Genomic DNA, 17,642 nt, shown 5'->3' on the forward strand with positions numbered 1-17,642 from the left:
GCACCTTCGCCCGGATGGACGGGGAAACCCCCGATTACCACACGCTGATCATCGGTGCCGGATTCTCCGGCATCGGCGCCGCCATCAACCTCGACAAGGCGGGGCTGCCCGATTACCTGGTGCTCGAGGCCGGCGACGGGGTCGGCGGCACCTGGCACTGGAACACCTATCCCGGTATCGCGGTGGACATTCCGTCGTTCTCCTACCAGTTCTCCTTCGAGCAGAGCCGGCACTGGTCGCGCACCTACGCGCCGGGCCGCGAGCTCAAGGCCTACGCCGAACACTGCGCCGACAAGTACGGCGTCCGCTCGCGGATCCGGTTCAACACCAAGGTGCAGGCGGCCGACTTCGACGACGAGCGCGGGCTGTGGCGGGTGCAGACCGACCCCGGCGGCGAAGTCACGGCGAGGTTTTTGATCAGCGCCTGCGGCGTGCTGACGGTGCCGAACCTGCCCGACATCGACGGCGTGGACTCGTTCGCCGGCGTCACGATGCACACCGCGCGGTGGGATCACGGCCAGGATTTGCGCGGCAAGCGCGTCGCGGTGATCGGCACCGGCGCGTCGGCCGTGCAGGTGATCCCCGAGATCGCGCCAATTGTCTCGTCGCTCACCGTGTTTCAGCGCACCCCGATCTGGTGTTTCCCGAAGCTGGACGTCCCGCTGCCCGCGCCGGCGCGCTGGGCGATGCGCATCCCGGGCGGCAAGGCGCTGCAGCGGCTGCTCAGCCAGGCGTACGTGGAACTGACCTTCCCGATCTCGGCGCACTACTTCACGGTGATCCCGCTGGCCAAGAGGATGGCCACGCTGGGACGCGCCTATCTGCGGCGGCAGGTCCGCGACCCGGTGGTGCGCGAGCAACTCACCCCGCGCTACGCCGTCGGCTGCAAGCGCCCCGGCTTCCACAACGGCTACCTGGCCACGTTCAACCGCGACAACGTGCGCCTGATCACCGAACCGATCGACAAGATCACGCCCGACGCGGTGGCGACCACCGACGGCGAAACCCACGAGATCGACGTGCTCATCTTGGCGACCGGCTTCAAGGTGATGGACCCCGACAGCGTCCCCACGTTCGCGGTCACGGGCAGCGGCGGTCGCTCGTTGAGCCGGTTCTGGGACGAGCACCGCTTGCAGGCCTACGAGGGCGTCACCGTTCCGGGCTTCCCCAACCTGTTCACGGTGTTCGGCCCGTACGGTTACGTCGGCTCTTCGTATTTCGCGCTCATCGAGGCGCAGACCCATCACATCGTGCGGTGCCTCAAGCGGGCGGAGCGCCTGGGCGCGACCCGCGTCGAGGTGAGCGAGGAAGCCAACGACCGCTACTTCGCCGAGATGATGCGCCGGCGGCACCGGCAGATCTTCTGGCAGGACAGTTGCCGGCTGGCCAACAGCTATTACTTCGACAAGAACGGCGACGTGCCGCTGCGGCCGGGCACCACCCCGGAGGTGTACTGGCGCAGCCGGCGATTCGATCTGGACGACTACCGCTTCACCGGCTAGCTAGCGGTTACGCTGCACGGGTGGCGAAGGAATTTGACAGCATCGACGAGTCGCTGCGCGACTTCATCCGCGAACAGGCCGTGTTCTTCGTCGCCACCGCGCCCTCCGAGGGAGGACGAATCAACATGTCCCCCAAGGGATATTGCGACACGTTCGCGGTGCTCGACGAGCGCACCGTGGCCTACCTGGACCTGTTCGGCAGCGGCGTGGAGACCATCGCCCATCTGCGCGACAACGGCCGCATCACTGTCATGTTCTGCTCGTTCACCCGCAACTCGCGGATCCTGCGGCTGTTCGGCACTGGGCGGGTGATCCGGCCCGACGACGCCGAATTCACCGATCTCATCACGCATTTCGGTGACCGGCATGCGGGGATCCGCGCCATCATCGTGGTCGATGTGGAGCGGATCGCCGACGCGTGCGGATTCGCGGTGCCCTACTATGAGCTGGTCGACGAGCGACCGGTCCTCAACGCGTATCACCACAAGGCGCCCGACGAGGCCTACACCCGGCTGATCAACCGCAACCGGCGCAGCATCGACGGGCTGCCCGCGCTCGATTCCGACCACCCGGGTCCACCGCGGTGACCCGTCGAACGTGACACTGTGGTCACGCTCGGCGCCGAACGTGACTGCGACGTCACATTCGAGGCGGCGGGCAACCTAGATGGCGCGCTTGAGGTCGTCGACCTTGTTCAGCTGCTCCCAGGGCAGTTCGACGTCGGTGCGGCCGAAGTGCCCGTAGGCGGCGGTCTGCGCGTAGATCGGGCGCAGCAGGTCCAGGTCGCGGATGATCGCGCCGGGACGCAGGTCGAACACCTCCGGGACGATCTTCTCGATCTTGACCGGGTCGACGGTCGCGGTCCCGAAGGTCTCGATGAACAGCCCGACCGGCGCCGCCTTGCCGATGGCGTAGGCCACCTGCACCTCGACCCGCTCCGCGAGCCCGGCGGCGACGATGTTCTTGGCCACCCAGCGCATCGCGTACGCCGCCGAGCGGTCCACCTTGGACGGGTCCTTGCCGGAGAACGCCCCGCCGCCGTGCCGCGCCCAGCCGCCGTAGGTGTCGACGATGATCTTGCGGCCGGTCAGCCCGGCGTCGCCCATCGGGCCGCCGACGACGAACTTGCCGGTCGGGTTGACCAGCAGCCGCGTCGAGGAGGTGTCCAGCGTGTCGTGCGCCAGGTCGTTGAGCACGGTGTTGAGCACCTTTTCCCGGATGTCGGGGGTCAGGGTGTTCTCCAGGTCGATGTCGGCCGCGTGCTGGGTGGAGATGACCACGGTGTCCAGCCGGACCGGGACGTCGTCCTCGAATTCGATGGTGACCTGCGTCTTGCCGTCGGGGCGCAGGTAGGGCAGCACGCCGTTCTTGCGGACCTCGGTCAGCCGGCGCGACAGGCGGTGGGCCAGCGCGATGGGCAGCGGCATCCGCTCGGGGGTGTCGTTGATCGCGTAGCCGAACATCAGGCCCTGGTCGCCGGCGCCCTGCGCATCCAGCGGGTCGGCGGCACCCTCGACGCGGGTCTCGTGGGCGGTGTCGACGCCCTGGGCGATGTCGGGCGACTGCGCGCCGATGCCGATGTTGACCCCGCAGGACGCCCCGTCGAAGCCCTTGTCCGACGAGTCGTAGCCGATGTCGAGGATGCGCTCGCGGACCGTGTTGGTGATGTCGGCGAAGGCCTCCTTGGCCGTCGTCGTCACCTCGCCGACCACGTGCACCTGCCCGGTGGTCACCAGGGTCTCAACCGCGACGCGTGAGCGGGGGTCCTGCGCCAGCAGGGCGTCGAGGACCGAGTCGCTGATCGCGTCACAGATCTTGTCGGGATGTCCCTCAGTCACCGACTCACTGGTAAACAGGCGACCCTTTTCGCTCATGCCAATCCTTCCAAATAGTTAGTCAACCGAATTATATCGGCCCGCGTCAGCCCGGCCGGCACCCCGTCCCGGTGCCGGGAAGAACTCGACCGCTTTACCCGCTGTCCCCGTGCAGGAACGCGGCGATCGCATCCACGATACGACTGGCCATCAATGTCTTGGAGCCGTGCTGCAGTGCGGACTCGGTGCCGTCGGAGGCCAGCAGCCAGCCGTCGTTGCTGTCCACCTCGAACGCGCGGCCCTCGCCGACGGCGTTGACCACCAGCAGATCGCAGCCCTTGCGCTGCAGCTTGGCCCGGGCGTGAAACAGCACGTCGCCGCTGGCGTCGCCGGTCTCGGCGGCAAAGCCGACGATTGCCCGCATGTTGGGCAACTGCCCGTGGGCGCGGGCCCGCACCGCCCCGGCGAGGACGTCGTCGTTGCGCACCAGCTCGATCGTCGGGGGCGCCGTCTCATTCGAGGCGCTCTTTTTGATCTTGGCGGCGGCAACGTGCGCGGGCCGGAAGTCGGCGACCGCGGCGGCCATCACCAGCACGTCGGCCTCCGGGGCGCGCTTGGACACCGCGTCGCCCAGCTGGGCCGCGGAGCTGACGTGGACGACCTCGACACCGGCGGGATCGATCAGCCCGGCGGTGTGCCCGGCGATCAGGGTGACCTCGGCGCCGCGCTGGGCCGCCACCCGCGCCACGGCATAGCCCTGCTTGCCGGAGCTGCGGTTGCCGATGAAGCGCACGGGGTCGACCGGTTCGCGGGTGCCGCCGGCGGTGACCAGCATCTTGCAGCCGGCGAGGTCGTAGGGCAGCGCGTCGTGGCGTTCCAGCAGCAGGTGGGCCAGGGTGGTGATCTCCTCGGCTTCGGGCAGCCGGCCCGACCCGCTGTCCGTCCCGGTGAGGCGCCCGGCGGCGGGCTCGAGCACCACCGCGCCCCGCCGGCGCAACGTCGCCACGTTGTCGACGGTGGCCGGGTGCAACCACATCTCGGTGTGCATGGCCGGCGCGAACAGCACCGGGCACCGGGCGGTGAGCAGCGTGGCGGTCAGCAGGTCGTCGGCGCGACCGTGCACCGCGCGCGCCAGCAGATCCGCCGTGGCCGGGGCCACCACGACCAGGTCGGCCTGCTTGCCGAGCTGGACGTGCGGGACCTCGGGAACGTCGTTGAAGACGCCGGTGTGCACCGGCTGGCCGGAGAGCGCCTCAAAGGTGGCCGCGCCGACGAAACGCAGCGCGGACTCGGTCGGGATGACCCGGACGGAATGGCCGGCCTCGGACAGCTGGCGGACGACGGTGCACGCCTTGTAGGCGGCGATGCCGCCGGAGACACCGACTACGACTCGTTTGGGGATCCGCGTGCGGTCCACAGCGCGCCCGGCCCGGCCCTGTTACTCGCCCTCGGTGTGCTCGAGCAGGTCGCCGTGGATCTCGCGGAGCGCGATCGAGAGCGGCTTCTCCTGCAGCCCCGGCTCGACCAGCGGCCCCACGTACTCGAGGATGCCCTCGCCGAGCTGGTTGTAGTAATCGTTGATCTGACGGGCCCGCTTGGCCGCGTAGATAACCAGGGCGTACTTGCTCGAGACCCGGTCCAGCAGCTCGTCGATGGGCGGGTTGGTGATGCCCAGCGGGGTGTCGTAGGCGCCCGGCGCCCCGGCGGACAGGTCGAACCGATCGGGGACGGCGGCCAGCGCGGCGTCGGACTGCGGAATAGTCACTGAGGTCAATCTCCTCTACGTTCGAAGGCGGGCCAGGGCCCAAAACGGCTGATCGCCGGCGAAAAGTCGGTGCTCAATCTTGATTGGATGTGGTCTGGCTTTCGGTGTGGCCAGCCGGGTCGTGCCGGTCCGGGGCAGTTCCCACCAGCAAGGATACCAATTCGGCGCACGCAGACTCCAATCGACGGTTGACGACCACCCGGTCGAAGTCGTCACGGGCCGCCATTTCGATGCGGGCCGTCTCGAGGCGCCGCCGCATGACCTCCGGGGTCTCGGTGCCGCGGCCGACGAGCCTGGCCTCCAAGTCCTCCCAGCTGGGCGGCGCCAAAAACACCGTCAGGGCCTCGGGCATCGCCCTCTTCACGGCCCTGGCCCCGGCCAGGTCCACCTCGATCAAAACCGGGAATCCGCGGGCCGTGGCGTCGCGAACCGGCTCGGCCAGGGTGCCCGAGCGGTGCAGGCCCGCGTGAATTTCGGCCCACTCCAGCAGGGCGCCCTCGTCGATGAGCTGCTGGAAGCGGGCGGGGCTGACGAAGTGGTAGTCGACGCCGTCGACCTCGCCGGGCCGGGGCGCCCGCGTGGTGGCCGAGACGCTGAAATGCAGGTCCGGGACCCGCTCGCGCAGGCATCGGACCACGGTCGACTTGCCGACCGCGGAGGGACCGGACAGCACGACCACACGCCCCGCACGCGATGGTTCGGGACGTGCCCCGTGCTGGATGTCCGGTCCCCCGCCGCCGTTCATCGGCGCTCCCGGGCGGGTGCGCCCACGGCTCGGGTCGGTTTGCCCGCCTTCTCCTCAGGCCGTTCGGCCTGCATCGTCGGCGGCCGGGTTAGGAGCCGAACTTTTCCAGCAGGGCCTTGCGCTGACGGTCGCCGAGGCCGCGCAGGCGGCGGGTGGGGGCGATCTCCAGCTCAGTCATGATTTCCTGCGCCTTGACCTTGCCCACCTTGGGCAACGCCTCGAGAAGCGCCGAAACCTTCATCTTGCCCAGGACTTCGTCGGTCTCGGCGTCCTTGAGCACCTGGGTGAGGTTGGTGCCGCCACGCTTCAGCCGGTCCTTGAGCTCTGCTCGTGCACGACGTGCGGCAGCCGCCTTCTCCAACGCGGCCGCGCGCTGCTCGTCGGTCAACTGGGGAAGGGCCACGATTCCTCCGTATCTGATCAATCAATTTCAATCGATCTCATTTTGTCTCGCCGGTTCTTCTGCCAGCGGAGACGACCGTACTCAGGCCTCCTGACGAAATCTAACCCGCCCCCCTGCTTAACGGGGCAAACTCCCAGCATGCAACGGCGCGTGTCCCCCCAAAGCGGCCCGCCGCGCGACGTCGACGGCGCCCGCCGCGACGCCGTGCCGAGGGGCCCGGCGCAGCCCGTTTTGGGCCGTCGCCAAGCCATCTACCAGCGGCTTTATCCGAAGGGGCCGTCGTGGGGTGCGACGACGTGGCCGTCCGGAAACGCGCCGGCGCGCACCCGGGCGGGGCGGTGCGAGGGATCACGCATTCGTCGCGGCGTGTCGCGCGTGTCGCGTTCGGCCGGTCAAAGGGCAGGCCAGCGGCGCCGCCCCGCGGCCGCGCGGGCGGCGGGGGGTCCCGCGGGGTCGTGTGTGCCGCCCGGGCCCCACGGCGGCGGGCGTGTCACTTCCGCGGATTCGCGTCGGCGAGGGACGTGTCACCGCAGGAACGGGATCGTGGCCTGAGAGCGTTCCGTACCCGCGGGAAGGCCGCGGCGCCGGCCGCGTATCAGCTAATCCGCGGTCGTGGATCGGATACCATCGGGGCGTGTCCAACCTGCGAATTCGCCAGGCGGCTGAGCTGCTCGGCGTCAGTGATGACACTGTGCGGCGCTGGATCAACCAGGGGGCGTTGGAGGTCAGTCACGACGCGGCCGGCCGCAAAGTGATCGCCAGCGAGGACCTCGCCCGCTTCTCCCGCAGCAACGCGCCCGCGCCGCCGGCCGACCCGCTCAGCATCGGCAGCTCGGCCCGCAACCGCTTCGTCGGGCTGGTCACCGCGGTGGTCAGCGACAAGGTGATGACCCAGGTGGAGATGCAGTGCGGCCCGTTCACCGTCGTCTCGCTGATGAGCACCGAGGCCGCCGAGGAGTTGCAGCTGCGTCCCGGCAGCGTGGCGGTGGCCGTCGTCAAGGCCACCACGGTCATCGTCGAAACGGCCCAGCCCAGCACGGCGCTGGCGTCGGACTAGCGGCGATCGCAAGCGCGGCGTAGCCGGGCGCAGCGGGTCGCCGCCATCGGACTAGCTCACACCGCCAGGTAGGCGACAGCGTCCAGCATCCGTTCGGCCGCCCCGCGCAGCTCCGCCACCCCCGGCCCGGCCCGCAGCACCTCGCGCGCGACCGCGGGCAGCAGCTGCCCCGGCTCGGCGCCGCCCAGCCCGGCGAGCGCCTCGGGGCGCCCGCCCTGCACCCCGAGGCCCGGCACCAGCACGGGCCCACCCAGGGCGCTGAGATCGGGCGCCTGCAGCACCGTCGCGCCCACGACGACGCCGACGTATCCGGGCCCGGACGGGGTCGCGGACCGATTCACCACGGCCGCCTGGTCGACGACCAGCTGGGCCACCGTGCGGCCGTCGAAGGCGGCCCGCTGCACGGTCGCGCCCTCCGGGTTGGAGGTCGCGGCGAGCACGAACACCCCCCGGTCGTGCGCGGCGGCGGCTTCCAGCAGCGGCCGCAACGACCCGAACCCCAGGTACGGCGTGGCCGTCACCGCGTCGGCGGCCAGCGGCGAATCCCCCGCCCAGGCGGCGGCATAGGCGGCCATCGTCGTTCCGATGTCGCCGCGCTTGGCGTCGGCCAGCACCAGCACGCCGGCCGACCGCAGGGCCGCGATGGTGCGTTCCAGCACCGCGAATCCGGCCGCGCCGTACGCCTCGAAGAACGCCACCTGCGGCTTGACGACGGCGAAGCCGGAGAACGCCTCGATGCAGATGTCGCAGAACGCGGCCAGCCCGTCGGCGGTGGTGGGCAGCCCCCAGGCCCGCAGCAGCTCGGGGTGCGGGTCGATGCCCACGCACAGCGGTCCGCGTTCGGCCTTCGCGTCGCTCAGCCGGACCCCGAAGCCGGTCACCGGGCCCCGTTTCCGGGCAGGCCGCCCTGGCCGATCTGGCTGTGCAGCTCCTGCAGGCTGCGCACCCCGATGTCGCCGCGGATGCCCGCTTCGATGCCCTGCACCGCGGCCGACGCGCCCTGCACCGTGGTGACGCAGGGGATGTTGACCGACACCGCGGCCGAACGGATTTCGTAGCCGTCGATGCGCGGACCGGAATTGCCGTAGGGGGTGTTGATCACCATGTCGACCTCACCGGCCTTGATCACGTCCACCGCCGACTGCGCGGGCCGCCCCGGCTGCGGGTCCTCGAAGTGCTTGCGCACCTCGTCGCACGGAATCCCGTTGCGGCGCAACATCTCCGCGGTGCCCTCGGTGGCGAGGACGCGGAATCCCAGGTCGGCCAGGCGCTTGACGGGAAACACCAGCGAGCGCTTGTCGCGGTTGGCGACCGACACGAAGATCGTGCCCCGCGCCGGCAGCGACCCGTAGGCGGCGGTCTGGCTCTTGGCGAACGCGCTGCCGAAGTCGCGGTCGATTCCCATCACCTCGCCGGTGGACTTCATCTCCGGGCCGAGCAGCGAATCGATGGCGGCGCCGTCGATGCGGCGGAAGCGGTGGAAGGGCAACACCGCCTCCTTGACGGCGATCGGGGCGTCCAGCGCCGCGTGTGCCCCGTCCCCGGAAGCCGCCAGCAGCCCCTCCTCGCGAAGCTGGGAGATGCTGGCGCCCAACATGACCCGGGCGCACGCCTTGGCGAGCGGGATCGCGGTGGCCTTGGACACGAACGGCACCGTACGGCTGGCCCGCGGGTTGGCCTCGAGGACGTAGAGCACGTCGTCCTTGAGCGCGTATTGCACGTTCAGCAGCCCCACCACACCGATGCCGTGCGCGATGGACTCGGTCGCGCGGCGCACCTTCTCGATGTCGCTGCGGCCCAGCGTGACCGGCGGCAGCGCGCAGGCCGAGTCGCCGGAGTGGATGCCGGCCTCCTCGATGTGCTCCATGATGCCGCCGATGTACACCTCGGTGCCGTCGCAGAGCGCGTCGACGTCGATCTCCACGGCGTCTTCGAGGAAGCGGTCGACCAGCACCGGGTGTTCGGGCGAGAGCTCGGTCGCGCGGGTGATGTAGCCCCGCAGCGTCTCCTCGTCGTAGACGATCTCCATGCCGCGACCGCCCAGCACGTAGGACGGGCGCACCAGCACCGGGTATCCGATGTCTTCGGCGATCCGGCGGGCCTGGTCGAAAGTGGTTGCGGTGCCGTACTTCGGGGCCGGCAGGCCGGCCGCGGTGAGCACGTCGCCGAACGCGCCGCGGTCCTCGGCCAGGTCGATGGCTTCCGGCGGGGTGCCGACGATCGGCACGCCGGCGTCGGCGAGGCGTTGCGCCAGCCCCAGCGGGGTTTGACCGCCGAGTTGCACGATCACCCCGACCACCCCCGGCCCGTCCCCGGCCGATTGTTGCTCGGCGCGAAACACCTCCAGGACGTCCTCGAAGGTGAGCGGTTCGAAGTACAGCCGGTCGGCGGTGTCGTAGTCGGTCGACACGGTCTCGGGGTTGCAGTTGACCATCACGGTCTCGAAACCGGCCTGGCTCAACGTCGTTGCCGCGTGCACGCAACTGTAGTCGAATTCGATGCCCTGCCCGATCCGGTTGGGGCCCGAACCCAGGATCAGCACCTTGGGTTTCTGGGTCTGCGGGGCCACCTCGGTCTCGGCGGCGGGGTCGAGCTCGTAGCTGCTGTAGTGATACGGCGTCTTGGCCTCGAACTCGGCCGCGCAGGTGTCGACGGTCTTGTACACCGGGTGCACGCCGAGGCGCTCGCGTAGCGAGCGCACCCCGTTCTCGCCGGCCAATTCCGGTCGCAGCGCGGCGATCTGGCGGTCCGAAAGCCCGTTGTGCTTGCCGCGCCGCAGCAGGTCGGCGTCGAGGACCGGGGCGGCGATCAGTTCGGCGCGCAGCGTGATCAGCTCGCCGATCTGCGCGACGAACCACGGGTCGACGCCGCTGGCCTCGGCGACGCGTTCCACCGAAGCGCCCAGGCGCAGCGCGAGTTCGATGTCGTAGAGGCGGCCCTCGGTCGGGGTGCGCAGCCGGGTCAGCACCTCCTCGACGTCGCCGTCGGGGTCCGGCTTGGTCCAAAAGCCCGTGCGGCTGGTCTCCAGCGAGCGCATCACCTTGCCCAGCGCCTCAATGAAGTTGCGGCCCAACGACATTGCCTCGCCGACGGATTTCATCGTGGTGGTCAGGGTGGGGTCGGCGCCCGGGAACTTCTCGAAGGCGAACCGCGGGGCCTTGACCACCACGTAGTCCAGGGTGGGCTCGAAGCAGGCCGGGGTCTCCTTGGTGATGTCGTTGACGATCTCGTCGAGGGTGTAGCCGATGGCCAGCTTGGCGGCGATCTTGGCGATCGGGAAGCCGGTGGCCTTGGACGCCAAGGCGCTTGACCGCGACACCCGGGGGTTCATCTCGATGACGATCAGCCGGCCGTCGGCCGGGTTGATCGCGAACTGGATGTTGCAGCCCCCGGTGTCCACGCCCACCTCGCGCAGGATCGCGATGCCCAGGTCCCGCATCCGCTGGTATTCGCGGTCGGTCAGCGTCATGGCCGGCGCGACGGTGACCGAATCACCGGTGTGCACGCCCATCGGGTCGAAGTTCTCGATCGAGCACACCACGACGACGTTGTCGTTGCCGTCGCGCATCAACTCGAGCTCGAATTCTTTCCAGCCGTAGATCGATTCCTCGATGAGCACGTTGGCGCTGGGGCTTTCGGCCAGCCCGGCGCCGGCCATCCGGTCGACCTCCTCGACGGATCGCGCCATCCCCGAACCCAGACCGCCCATGGTGAAGCTGGGCCGCACCACCACCGGCAGGCCCAGCTCCTCGACCGTCTCGCGGACCTCTTCCATGGTGAAACACACTCGGCTGCGGGCGGATTCACCGCCCACCTTGGCGACGATGTCCTTGAACATCTGCCGGTCCTCGCCGCGCTGGATGGCGTCGAAGTCGGCCCCGATGAGCTCGACGCCGTGGCGCTCCAGCGCGCCGTTCTCGTAGAGCGCGACCGCGGTGTTGAGCGCGGTCTGCCCGCCCAGGGTGGCCAGCAGGGCGTCGATCTTGTTGCCGCGCTCGGCCTGCTGGGCGATCACCTTCTCGACGAATGCGGCGGTGATCGGCTCGACGTAGGTGTGGTCGGCGTACTCCGGGTCGGTCATGATGGTCGCCGGGTTGGAGTTGACCAGGCTGACCTCCAAGCCCTCGGCCCGCAGCACCCGGCAGGCCTGGGTGCCCGAGTAGTCGAACTCGCAGGCCTGACCGATGACGATCGGCCCGGAGCCGATCACCAGGACGTGACGCAAATCGGCGCGACGCGGCACTACCGCCCCTTTCCGCGGTTTGGGGCCGCCATCAACTCGATGAATTGGTCGAACAGATAATTCGCGTCGTGCGGCCCGGCGGCGGCCTCGGGATGGTATTGAACCGAAAAGGCCCGTCCGTCGGCGAGTTTGACACCCTCGACCACCCCGTCGTTGGCGCACGTGTGGCTGACGATCGCCTGGCCGAACGGCGTGTCGAAGGACTGTCCGGCCTCCCCCTCGAGTGCGAAGCCGTGATTCTGTGCGGTCACCGCCACCCGCCCGGTGGCGTGGTCGATCACCGGGATGTTGATGCCGCGGTGACCGAACACCATCTTGTAGGTGGACAGGCCCAGCGCGCGGCCCAGGATCTGGTTGCCGAAACAGATGCCGAACAGCGGGATTCCGGCGCCCAGCACCTCGCGGGTCACCGCCACGATGTGGTCGGCGGTGGCCGGGTCGCCCGGGCCGTTGGACAGGAACACGCCGTCCGGATTGATGTCGGCGATCTGCCGGTAGGTCGCCGAGGACGCCAGCACGTGGGTGCGGATGCCGCGGCGGGCGAAGTTGCGCGGCGTGTTGGTCTTGATGCCCAGGTCCAGCGCGGCCACCGTAAACCGGGGCTCCCCTTCGGGTTCCACGATGTAGGTGTCCGGCGTGCTGACCTCGCCGGCCAGGTCGGCGCCCAGCATGGACTGCTGGCCCCGCACCCGCTGCAACAGCTCGTCGGGGTCGGCGAGCGCGTCCCCGGAGAACACGCCCGCCTTCATCGAGCCGCGGGTGCGCAGGTGCCGCACCACCGCCCGGGTGTCGATGCCGGCGATCCCGACGACGTGCTGGCGGATCAGTTCGTCCTCCAGGGTGCCGGTGGCCCGCCAGTTGGACGGGCGCGGCGAGGGATCGCGCACCGCGTAGCCGGCGACCCAGATCTTGTCGCCGCGGCTCTCGGCGTCCTCGTCGTTCCAGCCGGTGTTGCCGATCTGCGGCGCGGTGGCCACCACGATCTGGCGGTGGTAACTGGGATCGGTCAGCGTCTCCTGGTAACCGGACATGCCGGTGGAAAACACGGCCTCGCCCAGTGTTTGGCCGATCTTGCCGAACGGGGTGCCGGTGAAGACGCGGCCGTCTTCGAGTACCAATAGGGCCTTACTGCTCACGCGACCTCATTCTCCTGGCCATCCCGTTCCTCCAGCCACGGGTCGTAGTCGTGGCGGTGATCCGCCCGGAAACCGGTGTCGATCTCGACGCCCGACGGCAGCCGCCAGCGGATCGCCAGAATGCCGATCCGGGCCGGCCTGACCGCCATTCCGCGCTCCATGCGGATGGCCGTGATCGAGTCCTGTGGAATCCAAATCGGGTGGGCCCGCAGGCGTTCCACCATTATGCCCCCGGCGTAGCGGGTCAGCACCGCTTTGCTGCGGTAACCGAGATCGCCCGCCGCGATCCGCTCGTTCCAGCCCGGCGCCATCATGGACCCGCAATAGTGGCCGCGGGTGGTGATGCTCGCCGCACCGACCTGGTCCGGGATCTGCGGCAGGTCGCCGATCAGCTCCGCCTGCCGCTGCGCGCGGCGCTGCCAGCTGCGCATCATCAGCTGGATCACCACCGTGATCACCACCACCAGCACGGCCGCGAAGATCAGCGACCCCGCCAGCGTGCCCGAATTCATGCCGGGCACTTCCCGTCTCGGCAGGTGACCTTGCCGCGCAGCAGGGTCGCGGTCACGGTGGCGGGCAGGGTCATCGCTTCGTAGGGCGTGTTGGCCGACCGGCTGGCCAGGTCGGGCCCGGCGACGGTCCAGGAGGCGTCGGGGTCCACCACGGTCAGGTTGGCCGGCTCCCCCACTTCCAGCGGCCGGCCGTGATCGGGCAGGCCCACGATGCGCGCGGGGTTCTCGCTCATCACCCGGGCGAGGCCACGCCAGGTCAGCAGCCCCGGGATGACCATCGTCTGCACGACGATCGACAGCGCCGTCTGCAGTCCCAGCATGCCGGGCCGCGCCGCGGAGAACTCCACGCACTTCTCGTGCTCGGCGTGCGGGGCGTGATCGGTGGCCACGCAGTCGATGACGCCGTCGGCCAGCGCCTGGCGCAGCGCAACCGCGTCGGCCGCCTCGCGCAGCGGCGGGTTGACGCGGTTACGCCCGTCGTAGCTGGACAGCCGGCTGTCGTCGAGCATCAAGTGGTGCGGGGTGACCTCGGCGGTGATCGAAATCCCTTGATCCTTAGCCCATTTCACGATCTCGACGGTGCCGGCGGTGGAGGCGTGGCAGATGTGCACCCGGGCGCCGGCGTCGCGCGCCAGCAGCGCGTCGCGGGCGACGATGGATTCCTCGGCGGCCCGTGGCCATCCGGACAGGCCCAGCCGGGCGGCGGTGGGTCCCTCGTGGGCGACGGCGCCGACGGTCAGCCGAGGCTCCTCGGCATGCTGGGCGACGAGCACGCCCAGCCCGGTGGCGTACTCGAGGGCGCGGCGCATCACCAGCGGATCGTGCACGCAGATGCCGTCGTCGGAGAACATCCGCACCTGCGCGGCCCCGGCGGCCATCATGCCCATCTCGGTGAGCTCCTTGCCGGCCAGCCCGACGGTGACCGCGCCCACCGGGTGCACGTCCACCAGGCCGACCTCCTGGCCCCGATGCCAGACGTGGTCGGTGACCACCGGGCTGTCGGCGACCGGGTTGGTGTTGGCCATCGCGAACACCGCGGTGTAGCCGCCCAAAGCCGCGGCGGCCGAACCGGTTTCGATGTCTTCGGCGTATTCGCGGCCCGGCTCACGCAGGTGGGTGTGCAGGTCGACGAACCCCGGCAGCAGCACCTGGCCCGTCGCGTCGATGACGTCGGCGCTGTCGGGGATCTTCAGGCCCGGGCCGATCTCGGCGATCTGACCGTCCTCGGCCAGGACGTCGACGCGGTCGCCTTCGCCGTACAGCCGAACCCCGCGCAGCAACACGCTCATGCGGCCCCTTCGCTTCCAGCCGACTCGGCACCCACCAGCACGTGGAACAGCACCGCCATCCGCACGTGCACACCATTGGAAACCTGTTGCAGCACGGCCGATTGCGACGAATCGGCCACCGATGACGCGATCTCCATGCCGCGCAGCATCGGCCCGGGGTGCAGCACCACGGCGTGCCCGGGCAGCATCGCCTGGCGGCGATCGGAAAGCCCGTACAGGGACGAGTATTCGCGCACCGACGGGAAGAAGCCGCCGTTCATCCGCTCGGCCTGCACGCGCAGCATCAGCACCGCGTCGGCGGCGGGCAGCTCGGCGTCGAAGTCGTTCGACACCGTCACCGGCCAGCCGTCGACGCCGACCGGCAGCAGCGTCGGCGGTGCCACCAGCACCACTTCGGCGCCCAGGGTGTGCAGCAGCATGACGTTGGAGCGGGCGACCCGGCTGTGCAGGACGTCGCCGACGATCACGACCCGCCGGCCCTCGATGCCGCCGAGCCGCTGGCGGATGGTGAGCGCGTCCAGCAGCGCCTGCGTCGGGTGCTCATGGGTGCCGTCGCCGGCGTTGATCACCGAGGGGCCGGAATCGCCGCCGGCGCATGTCCATTCGGCAAGCAGGTGCGCGGCCCCCGACGCCGGGTGCCGGATGATCAGCGCATCGGCCCCGGCGGCCCGCAGCGTCAGCGCGGTGTCGCGCAGCGACTCGCCCTTGCTCACCGACGATCCGGCGGCGCTGACGTTGATCACGTCGGCGCTCATCCACTTGCCGGCCACCTCGAAGGACACCCGGGTGCGGGTCGAGTTCTCGTAGAACATCGTCACGATGGTGCGGCCGCGCAGCGTCGGCAGCTTCTTGATCTCGCGGCCGACCAGCGCCTGGGCGAAGCGGTCGGCGTCGTCGAGGATGGCGGTGGCGTCGTCGAGGCTCAGGTCCCCGGCGGCAAGCAGGTGTCGGGTCATCGCGAGATCACCACCCCGTCGTCACCGTCGCTCTCGCGGAACAACACGTGCACGCTCTCGGTGCGTGAGGTGGGGACGTTCTTGCCCACATAGTCGGCGCGCAGCGGCAGTTCGCGGTGGCCCCGGTCGACCAGCACCGCCAGCTGCACCACCCGGGGGCGGCCGACGTCGCGCAGCGCGTCCAGGGCGGAGCGCACCGAGCGGCCGGAGTAGAGCACGTCGTCGACCAGGATCACCAAGGCGTCGTCGATGCCGCCGGCCGGGATCGAGGTGGCTTCCAGCGGCCGGGGTGGTTTTTGCATCAGGTCGTCGCGGTACAGGGTGATGTCCAGCGCGCCGTGGCCGACCTCGACGCCGCTGTATTCGCCGATGTTGCCGGCCAGGCGTTCGGCCAGGATCACGCCGCGAGTGGGGATGCCCAGCAGCACGACCCGCGGAGCGTCGGGGCCGTCGAGGGCTGTCTTTTCGATGATCTGGTGTGCGATACGGGAAATGGTGCGGCCCACGTCGGCCGCCGACATCAATTCCCGGGAATCACTGCCTGAGCGCGTGTCGCCCGCAGCACCCATACGAAACTTGACCTCCTTCTCCGCCTCACCGGACGGATCGTTAAAGGATGTCGACTGCACGGCAGCGTAGCACTTATTTCGGGGGCGGCGGCGCCGGCCGCGTGTGGCGCGCATCGCTCCCCGGTCGCGCTCGTCACACGCGTCCCACGAGTCTCTCCGGGGAGGCACACGATGTGTGCCCACCTCCCAGCGACAAGTTGCCGAGCGGCACCCGCCACGGGCGGCACCGCTACGGGCGGCACCCGCCACGGCCCGCGTCCCGGCCCGTTGTCGCTCGGAGGCGGGCAAAACACCCATCGCTTCGCCCAGTGTCGCGTGGGAGGAGAATCGGACGGTCCGTCGGCGCGCGTTGCGCCGCGTTCGCGCGCGTTGCGCCGCGTCCGTGCGCGGCGGCGCCGGTCGCGCGGCGGCGCCGGCCCGCTAACCTGACCGGGTGAATCGCTCGACCCTTGACGGCAACGCGGCCTCCGTCCGCGAGGTGTGCGACGCCGGCCTGCTCGCCGGCGCGGTGACGGTGGTATGGCAGCGCGGAGAACTGCTGCAGGTCAACGAGATCGGCTACCGCGACGTGGACGCGGGCCTGCCGATGCAGCGGGACACGCTGTTTCGCATCGCGTCGATGACCAAGCCGGTGACGGTCGCGACGATCATGAGCCTGGTCGACGAGGGCAAGCTGACGCTCAAGGATCCGGTCGTGCGCTGGGCGCCGGAGCTGGCCGGCGTGCGGGTGCTCGACGATTCGCATGGCCCGTTGGACCGCACCCACCCGGTGAACCGCGCCATCCTCATCGAGGACCTACTCACCCATACCAGCGGCCTGGCGTACGGATTCTCGGTGTCCGGCCCGATCGCCAAGGCCTACATGCGGCTGCCGTTCAACCAAGGCCCGGACGCGTGGCTGGCCGAACTGGCCAAGCTGCCGCTGGTGCACCAACCCGGCGAGCGGGTCACCTACAGCCACTCCATCGACCTGCTGGGCGTCATCGCTTCCCGCATCGACGGCAAGCCGTTCCATCAGGTTCTCGACGAACGGATCCTGGGGCCGGCGGGCATGACCGACACCGGGTTCTTCGTCACCGCCGAGGCGCGGCGGCGCGCGGCGACCATGTACCGGCTCACCAACGAGCACCAGCTGCAGCACGGGGTGATGGGCCCGCCGCACCTCACGCCGCCGTCGTTCTGCAATGCCGGCGGCGGGTTGTGGTCGAGCGCCGACGATTACCTGCGCTTCGTGCGAATGCTGCTCGGCGGCGGAACGATCGACGGGGTGCGGGTGCTCTCGGAGGAGTCCGTGCGGCTGATGCGCACCGACCGGCTGACCGACGAGCAGAAGCGGCACAACTTCCTGGGCGCGCCGTATTGGGTCGGCCGCGGCTTCGGGCTGAACCTGTCGGTGGTGACCGATCCGGCAAAAAGCACACCGCTGTTCGGACCCGGCGGCGTCGGCACGTTCAGCTGGCCCGGCGCCTACGGAACCTGGTGGCAGGCCGATCCCACCGCGGATCTGATCCTGATCTACCTCATCCAGAATCTGCCGGACCTGACCGTCGACGCGGCCACGGCCGTCGCGGGCAACACGTCGCTGGCCAAACTCCGCACGGCCCAACCGAGATTCGTCCGCAACACCTACCGCGCGCTCGGCCTCTAAAGG

Annotated in this window: 16 protein-coding genes; 4 read left to right on the forward strand and 12 right to left on the reverse strand. The window is 69.9% G+C overall.

The features are described 5' to 3' along the window. Positions 1-14 precede the first annotated feature (14 nt). Positions 15-1,502, forward strand: coding sequence for a flavin-containing monooxygenase (locus OCQ_RS16225; RefSeq protein WP_036429282.1), 1,488 nt, complete (start codon positions 15-17; stop codon positions 1,500-1,502). A gap of 20 nt (positions 1,503-1,522) precedes the next feature. After that, a complete protein-coding gene (locus OCQ_RS16230; RefSeq protein ID WP_008258191.1) occupies positions 1,523-2,089 on the forward strand; it encodes a pyridoxamine 5'-phosphate oxidase family protein in 567 nt (188 codons plus the stop codon). A 75-nt stretch (positions 2,090-2,164) separates the two neighbouring features. Here the strand turns inward: OCQ_RS16230 and metK are convergent, their stop codons facing one another. From metK to mihF, 5 genes are all read right to left on the reverse strand, one after another. Continuing rightward, positions 2,165-3,376, reverse strand: a complete 1,212-nt coding sequence (gene metK, locus OCQ_RS16235) for a methionine adenosyltransferase (RefSeq protein ID WP_008258192.1) — start codon at positions 3,374-3,376, stop codon at positions 2,165-2,167. 94 nt (positions 3,377-3,470) lie between these two features. Further along, positions 3,471-4,733, reverse strand: a complete 1,263-nt coding sequence (gene coaBC / locus OCQ_RS16240; protein ID WP_008258194.1) for a bifunctional phosphopantothenoylcysteine decarboxylase/phosphopantothenate--cysteine ligase CoaBC — start codon at positions 4,731-4,733, stop codon at positions 3,471-3,473. A gap of 21 nt (positions 4,734-4,754) precedes the next feature. Next, entirely contained in the window at positions 4,755-5,081 is a 327-nt protein-coding gene (rpoZ, locus tag OCQ_RS16245; RefSeq protein ID WP_008258195.1) for a DNA-directed RNA polymerase subunit omega, read from the reverse strand. A gap of 73 nt (positions 5,082-5,154) precedes the next feature. After that, a complete protein-coding gene (gmk, locus tag OCQ_RS16250) occupies positions 5,155-5,826 on the reverse strand; it encodes a guanylate kinase (protein ID WP_085976452.1) in 672 nt (223 codons plus the stop codon). 88 nt (positions 5,827-5,914) lie between these two features. After that, entirely contained in the window at positions 5,915-6,229 is a 315-nt protein-coding gene (mihF, locus tag OCQ_RS16255; protein WP_007171927.1) for an integration host factor, actinobacterial type, read from the reverse strand. Positions 6,230-6,863: 634 nt separating this feature from the next. Here mihF and OCQ_RS16260 point away from each other — a divergent pair. Next, on the forward strand, positions 6,864-7,286 hold the full coding sequence (locus OCQ_RS16260; protein ID WP_008258197.1) for a TOBE domain-containing protein: 423 nt from the start codon (positions 6,864-6,866) through the stop codon (positions 7,284-7,286). Between the two features lie 56 nt (positions 7,287-7,342). Here the strand turns inward: OCQ_RS16260 and pyrF are convergent, their stop codons facing one another. Genes pyrF through pyrR form a run of 7 tightly spaced genes read right to left on the reverse strand, consistent with a single transcriptional unit; the run spans position 7,343 to position 15,991 of the window. Beyond that, positions 7,343-8,167, reverse strand: a complete 825-nt coding sequence (gene pyrF, locus OCQ_RS16265) for an orotidine-5'-phosphate decarboxylase (protein ID WP_008258199.1) — start codon at positions 8,165-8,167, stop codon at positions 7,343-7,345. Next, positions 8,164-11,529: a carbamoyl-phosphate synthase large subunit gene (gene carB / locus OCQ_RS16270; protein WP_009951745.1), complete on the reverse strand. Its 3,366-nt coding sequence runs from the start codon at positions 11,527-11,529 to the stop codon at positions 8,164-8,166. Before carB ends, pyrF begins: the two co-directional genes overlap by 4 nt. After that, positions 11,529-12,665, reverse strand: coding sequence for a glutamine-hydrolyzing carbamoyl-phosphate synthase small subunit (gene carA / locus OCQ_RS16275; protein WP_008258201.1), 1,137 nt, complete (start codon positions 12,663-12,665; stop codon positions 11,529-11,531). The genes carB and carA overlap by 1 nt, the downstream gene beginning before the upstream one ends. Continuing rightward, entirely contained in the window at positions 12,662-13,177 is a 516-nt protein-coding gene (locus OCQ_RS16280) for a PH-like domain-containing protein (protein WP_014385272.1), read from the reverse strand. The genes carA and OCQ_RS16280 overlap by 4 nt, the downstream gene beginning before the upstream one ends. After that, the gene (locus tag OCQ_RS16285) at positions 13,174-14,466 is read right to left on the reverse strand and encodes a dihydroorotase (RefSeq protein WP_014385273.1); all 1,293 of its coding nucleotides are present in this window, start codon (positions 14,464-14,466) and stop codon (positions 13,174-13,176) included. The genes OCQ_RS16280 and OCQ_RS16285 overlap by 4 nt, the downstream gene beginning before the upstream one ends. Continuing rightward, entirely contained in the window at positions 14,463-15,422 is a 960-nt protein-coding gene (locus OCQ_RS16290) for an aspartate carbamoyltransferase catalytic subunit (protein WP_014385274.1), read from the reverse strand. Before OCQ_RS16290 ends, OCQ_RS16285 begins: the two co-directional genes overlap by 4 nt. After that, positions 15,419-15,991 (reverse strand): bifunctional pyr operon transcriptional regulator/uracil phosphoribosyltransferase PyrR, encoded by a 573-nt coding sequence (pyrR, locus tag OCQ_RS16295; RefSeq protein WP_041785092.1) that lies wholly within the window; start codon positions 15,989-15,991, stop codon positions 15,419-15,421. Before pyrR ends, OCQ_RS16290 begins: the two co-directional genes overlap by 4 nt. Positions 15,992-16,424: 433 nt before the next feature. Between pyrR and OCQ_RS16300 the strand changes: the two genes are divergently transcribed. Beyond that, complete coding sequence (locus tag OCQ_RS16300) at positions 16,425-17,639, forward strand: serine hydrolase domain-containing protein (protein ID WP_014385276.1); 1,215 nt, start codon at positions 16,425-16,427, stop codon at positions 17,637-17,639. Positions 17,640-17,642 lie beyond the last annotated feature (3 nt).

This window comes from Mycobacterium paraintracellulare (assembly GCF_000276825.1).
Classification (GTDB): domain Bacteria; phylum Actinomycetota; class Actinomycetes; order Mycobacteriales; family Mycobacteriaceae; genus Mycobacterium; species Mycobacterium intracellulare.

Excerpts from the sequence above, each read along its gene's own strand:
- OCQ_RS16225 (WP_036429282.1), top strand. The coding sequence starts at position 15 with ATGGACGGGGAAACCCCCGATTACCACACGCTGATCATCGGTGCCGGA.
- metK (WP_008258192.1), bottom strand. The coding sequence starts at position 3,376 with ATGAGCGAAAAGGGTCGCCTGTTTACCAGTGAGTCGGTGACTGAGGGA.
- gmk (WP_085976452.1), bottom strand. The coding sequence starts at position 5,826 with ATGAACGGCGGCGGGGGACCGGACATCCAGCACGGGGCACGTCCCGAA.
- OCQ_RS16280 (WP_014385272.1), bottom strand. The coding sequence starts at position 13,177 with ATGAATTCGGGCACGCTGGCGGGGTCGCTGATCTTCGCGGCCGTGCTG.
- OCQ_RS16285 (WP_014385273.1), bottom strand. The coding sequence starts at position 14,466 with ATGAGCGTGTTGCTGCGCGGGGTTCGGCTGTACGGCGAAGGCGACCGC.
- OCQ_RS16290 (WP_014385274.1), bottom strand. The coding sequence starts at position 15,422 with ATGACCCGACACCTGCTTGCCGCCGGGGACCTGAGCCTCGACGACGCC.
- pyrR (WP_041785092.1), bottom strand. The coding sequence starts at position 15,991 with ATGGGTGCTGCGGGCGACACGCGCTCAGGCAGTGATTCCCGGGAATTG.